This is a genomic window from Syntrophales bacterium (genome assembly GCA_023229765.1).
Classification (GTDB): Bacteria; Desulfobacterota; Syntrophia; order Syntrophales; family UBA5619; genus DYTH01.
The window spans coordinates 1-5,017 of record JALNYO010000074.1 but is presented as its reverse complement, the minus strand read 5'-3'; the positions used below and the strand labels follow the sequence as shown (position 1 = coordinate 5,017).

8 protein-coding genes are annotated in these 5,017 nt (G+C 52.6%); all 8 read left to right on the top strand.

The window, feature by feature from the left end; all coding sequences use genetic code 11:
- Positions 1–307: 307 nt before the first annotated feature.
- The 8 genes from M0P74_17990 (at position 308) to M0P74_17955 (ending at position 4,924) form a co-directional block, all read left to right on the top strand.
- The gene (locus tag M0P74_17990; GenBank protein ID MCK9365478.1) at positions 308–907 is read left to right on the top strand and encodes a type IV toxin-antitoxin system AbiEi family antitoxin domain-containing protein; all 600 of its coding nucleotides are present in this window, start codon (positions 308–310) and stop codon (positions 905–907) included.
- Positions 895–1,686 (top strand): nucleotidyl transferase AbiEii/AbiGii toxin family protein, encoded by a 792-nt coding sequence (locus M0P74_17985; protein ID MCK9365477.1) that lies wholly within the window; start codon positions 895–897, stop codon positions 1,684–1,686. The genes M0P74_17990 and M0P74_17985 overlap by 13 nt, the downstream gene beginning before the upstream one ends.
- Positions 1,687–1,832: 146 nt before the next feature.
- The gene (locus M0P74_17980) at positions 1,833–2,084 is read left to right on the top strand and encodes an AbrB/MazE/SpoVT family DNA-binding domain-containing protein (protein MCK9365476.1); all 252 of its coding nucleotides are present in this window, start codon (positions 1,833–1,835) and stop codon (positions 2,082–2,084) included.
- Positions 2,081–2,488 (top strand): hypothetical protein, encoded by a 408-nt coding sequence (locus M0P74_17975; protein ID MCK9365475.1) that lies wholly within the window; start codon positions 2,081–2,083, stop codon positions 2,486–2,488. Before M0P74_17980 ends, M0P74_17975 begins: the two co-directional genes overlap by 4 nt.
- 340 nt (positions 2,489–2,828) lie before the next feature.
- Positions 2,829–3,362, top strand: coding sequence for a hypothetical protein (locus M0P74_17970; protein ID MCK9365474.1), 534 nt, complete (start codon positions 2,829–2,831; stop codon positions 3,360–3,362).
- The gene (locus tag M0P74_17965) at positions 3,331–3,627 is read left to right on the top strand and encodes a UPF0175 family protein (GenBank protein ID MCK9365473.1); all 297 of its coding nucleotides are present in this window, start codon (positions 3,331–3,333) and stop codon (positions 3,625–3,627) included. Before M0P74_17970 ends, M0P74_17965 begins: the two co-directional genes overlap by 32 nt.
- 57 nt (positions 3,628–3,684) lie before the next feature.
- Positions 3,685–4,212 carry a hypothetical protein gene (locus M0P74_17960; GenBank protein MCK9365472.1) on the top strand — a complete coding sequence of 176 codons (528 nt, stop codon included), beginning with the start codon at positions 3,685–3,687 and terminating at the stop codon, positions 4,210–4,212.
- Positions 4,213–4,510: 298 nt separating this feature from the next.
- Complete coding sequence (locus tag M0P74_17955) at positions 4,511–4,924, top strand: hypothetical protein (GenBank protein MCK9365471.1); 414 nt, start codon at positions 4,511–4,513, stop codon at positions 4,922–4,924.
- The last annotated feature ends 93 nt before the right edge of the window (positions 4,925–5,017 follow it).

Genomic DNA, 5,017 nt, shown 5'->3' with positions numbered 1-5,017 from the left:
AACAAAACGAAGAAAACCGAAGAAGAATATTTATAAATTTATTCCCAGGGAAGAAGACTCAGTTACGTCACACACCATGTTCGTCCCGCCAGCTTTAATACAATTCCAGGTCGCCACTGGCAATCGCCCCGGGGCCAGACGGGCAGCCTGCCTTCACTCTCATCAAGTGGGGCTACGCAGCCCAAGGCGCGGGGCGGACCTTGGCTATCGAGCGGGAAGAGTTGCAAAAATAGTCAAGTTTTGGGGGTCAGGTCTTCTTTTTCGACCGTCCTTGACATTTCATTAGATTATCATTTATAATAAGTTCATGAAATACAATGAACTGACTGCCGCCATCAAGAGTCCTGTGTTCTCCCGAAATGACCTTGCGTTGTCCGGGTATCGGGTTCTGGACTACCAGCTCAGCCTCTGGGTAAAAAAGGGGTATCTGGTCCGCCTGAAAAACGGCCTCTACGCCTTCCGCCGGGAGATGGAGCAGGTGCGGGGCGAGGACGTCGCTTTTCTGCTGTGTCAACCCAGCTATCTGAGCCTCGAAAGCGCCCTGGCCCGGTATGGCTTCATCCCGGAGATTGTGTACGCTTATACCAGCGTTACCGCCAGAATTACCCGGACTTTTGAGAACGCCTGGGGCCGCTTCATCTACCGGCATGTGAAGAGCGACCTTTTCTGGGGTTATGTGGAGATGAAGACGGCGCACGGCCCCTACCTCCTGGCGGAGCCGGAAAAGGCGCTGCTCGATTACCTTTATCTCAACCTGGCCCGGATCAACACGGCGGATGATTTCGACAGCATCCGCCTGAATGAAGAGGAGATGGCAAAGACCCTCGATAAAGACAAATTCTTCAGATATTTACAGGCGTTCGGGGTGAAGAAGATGGAAAAGTGGGCGGGACGATGCTTACGGTAGAGCAGGTATCGGGGAATTTCCCCTTGCCGTTGCGGCAGAGAAATCCTCGCGGAATGCTGGTGGAGTATCTCCAGTATGAATTGCTGGATTCGCTGTTCAAGAATGCGGCGGCGGCAGAGTTGAGTTTCATCGGCGGCACGGCGATTCGCATCCTCCACGACAGCCCGCGTTTCTCGGAGGATTTGGATTTTGATAATTTTGGTTTGACGTTCACCCGGTTTGAAGCGCTCTTGAAGACGGCCTGCCGGGACATGGAATATAAGGGTTTCCTGATTGAATATCGGGTCGTCGAAAAGGGCGCCTGGCATTGTTATATACGTTTTCCGAAGATCCTGCGGGAAGCGGGTCTGAGCCCGGACGCGGAGCGGAAGATTCTCATCCGCATTGACAGTGAGGCGAAAGAGAGACTGTACGATCCCGGGAAAGTTTTCCTGAACAGATTCAGTGTTTACCGCCAGATTTTGGCGGCGCCGGCCGCGATACTCCTAGCCCAGAAGATGCTGGCGATTCTGTATCGGAAGAGGGAAAAAGGGAGGGATATCTTTGACGTCTCTTTTCTGACCGGCCTGACGGCCCCTGATTTTGAGTATATCGAAAGGAAGGTAGGGCTGGAGCGGTCGGAATTTCTCCGACGCTTTGCAGTGCGGCTCGGGGAGCTGGATCTGAATGCTCTGGCTCAGGATGTGGAACCGTTCCTCTTTGCTCCCGAACAGCGGCAGCGCGTCGCCAGTTTCGGAGATTTCTGGGTGTCATCTCGGGGGTCAGGTCTTGAAAATTAGCGTTTTGCCGGGATAATTAGGGACAGAGCACCTATTATTTCCGATCCTCCTTTTCCCCCTGAAAAACGCTAAAATGCAAGACCCCCAACAATTGCTTGCAGTAATGGTGTAATTCTGCTATACGGAATTTCATCAAGGAGGTTATTATGCGCGCAAGTCTTACCGTATCCAGCCGAGGGCAAATTACCTTGCCGACTGATATTCGAAAACGTATGGGAATCATAGCGGGTGGTGTTGTTATCCTCGAAGAGCGGGAGGATGAAGTTGTCCTGCGGCCGGCTGCAGTTCTGGAAATCGAGACCTATAGTGACGCCGATGTCGCCCGTTGGAACGCCGAGGACCATCTGGAGGAAGCGGAGCGTCTGAACATTCTAAAGAAGTTCGAAGGCAAAACGTGAAGTGCCTCTTTCTGGATGCCAATATCCTTTTCACGGCGGCCCACAATCCGTCCGGAAAAGCGGCGCTTGTGCTGGAACTCGGGTCGAAGGGGCATTGGCGGATGATCACCTCCACCCTGGCCGTCGAGGAGGCGAGCCGCAATCTGACCGCCCAATATCCCTCCGCCGTGTCGCGTCTGGAAATACTCCTTCGCGACATGACCGTTTTACCTTCCGTTTCCGGCGGGGATTGCCCCATTGCCCTTCCCGCCAAAGACCGCCCGATCTTCCTGACCGCCCTCCGCTGCGGAGCGACACACCTGCTGACCGGCGACATGCGGCACTTCGGTCCCTTTATGGATGACGCGTCGCAAACGGCAGGCATCCGGATTACAACGGTCGCAGAATTTCTCGCAGGAGAGTGAATCAAAGCTTTCGGGGGTCACCCATTAAAATTAGCGTTTTGCCGGGGAGAGAGCTTTGAATTTCTCCTGAAATGTTGTTAATTGTCATTCCCGTGAAAACGGGAATCTGGTCTTTTCGGGAACTTATAGATTCCCGCCTGCGCGGGAATGACAAAAGGGTATAGATTTTCAAAGCTCTCGGGGAGTCTCTGAAAAATAGGGACAGAAACCGATATTATTCCAAGATCACCACAGCGTCCGCGGAACGTCAGCCCCATGTTCCCGCCGCTTTTTGTTCTTGACACGACGATACCTGCGATGTATACATAATTGCAAATATGCGTACGCTTCGGAATAAACAGTGAATATTATTGTTGCAGATAGTTGTGTCCTGATTCTATTAGCCAAGTCGGGCTTGCTTAAGGCCCTAACTGAATTCCGCAGAGCGATCGTCCCGGCGGCGGTATTCGAAGAAGTGGTCAATCAGGATACGATCGAGAAGTTTCCCGATGCGAAAAGTATTTTCGACATGACTTCACAGGGAAACATCGAAATGTATTTCAAAGAGTTGCCGGATGGGAAGCCTCCTCTCACGCTTGGCAAGGGGGAATGGGCGGCAATCAGGCTCGCACAGGAGATGGGCGAAGGCGCTGTCCTGGCCACGGACGACGGGAAGGCCATTAAGACATGCAGGTTTCTGAACCTGCCTTTTATCATATCCCCGAAGATCGCCACGGAGTTGTACCGACATGGACGCATCGAAGGCCCTTTGGCAAAAGCGGCCATTGAAAAGATGCGCGTTGAGGGACGGTATGCACCTGATATCATTGCTGAAGCTTTTTTGAGATTGAAGGAGATTGGAAATGTTGAAACCGGCAACCGTGAGGATACCTGAAGAGTTTCTGAAGGAGATAACCTCGTTTATCAAAGATATGCGCCTCGATAAATCAGCGTATCTGCGCGAAATCCTGCAAAAAGGATTTGCTGAAGACCGGCAGGAGAGGCTTTTGGCGAAGTATCAGACCGGCGATCTTTCCGTGGAGGAAGCCTGCCGCCTGCTGGATTTGAGCATGTGGGACTTTCTCCTTCTGCTGAAAAAGAGGAACATGGCCTTGAACGTCAACCTGGAAGATTGGCTCAATTCCGCCCCCCTTAATTAGGGACAGAGCCCTTTTCCGATTTGAAATCTGGCCCCGGTCAGCCCGGAAACAGGAGGAATGATGAAGAGACGATACCTTTTGCCTTTTGTTAGCATTGCGTTGATCCTGTCGGCGTTTCTTGCCCTGCCGGCCTTGGCCGAGGATTCGGAGGTGAGCCGGGCGACGCTGGCCGGGCTTCAGGGCGTCAGCGTGGTCGTGGAGGAGGTGCAGCCAAACGTTCAGAAATATGCAGCCAGGTTTGGGCTGAGCGGGGCGCAGATCCGGCGGGATGTGGTGCAGAAGCTGCAGGAGGGCGGGATACGGGTGGCCGAGGGGAACGCGTGGCTTGCCATTCCCGGCCGGCCGGTTCTGTGCGTCAACATCAACACCCATGAGACGGAAAAATACTGGTACGCCTACGATATCAAAATGGAATTGCGGCAGTTGGCCGTCCTGGATGCGAACCCGCAGGCCAAGACGCTGGCGGCTACCTGGTCGATGAACATCACGGGGCAGGCGAATATCGGGAATCTGAATCTGATCCGGCAGGATGTGGGGGCGCTGGCAGGGCGGTTTGTGGGAGCATATAAAGCGGTAAATAAATAGGGTATAAGGAAACCTTTGAAAAACTGCCAGTATTGTCATTTCGACCGCAGGGAGAAATCTTTAACTATGCACGAGCATTAAGATTTCTCGTAGCTGCCGCTCCTCGAAATGACAAAATTCAAAGGTTTTGTGAGAGCTTTGAAAAACTGCCAATATTGTCATTTCGACCGCAGGGATAAATCTTTAACTATGCACGAGCATTAAGATTTCTCGTCGCTACCGCTCCTCGAAATGACAAAATTCAGGTCTCGCGGCAAGTATGGGGTAAGGTCTTGATTTTTAGCGTTTTGGGGGTGATTTGAAAACGATTAACCTTTCCAGCACGGCTGATTCCCGGTTTATCGTCTTTTCCGACGCCCACCGGGGCGACGGGACGGGGAGCGACGACTTTGCCGCCAATTCGCTGATCTTCAAATGCGCCCTCGATTATTACCTGGCGGAAGGATTCACGCTGATCGAGCTGGGCGACGCGGAGGAGCTTTGGGAAGTCGAGCGCTTCAATCAGATCTACATTACCCACACCTCAATTTACGAGCGGCTGGCGGCGTTTCATGACAGCGACCCCCAAAAGACCCGCTACATCAAAATCTGGGGCAATCACGACCTCTACTGGAAAGACAACGAAGAGAAGCTCAGCAGGCTGTTTCCCGGCATCGTCGTTTATGAGGCGGCCCTGCTGGACGGGCACATCCTGATGCTGCGAGACCTTTGAATTTCTCCCGAAATGTTGTTAATTGTCATTCCCGTGAAAACGGGAATCTGGTCTTTTCGGGAACTTATAGATTATGAACATTAAGCTTCGCTT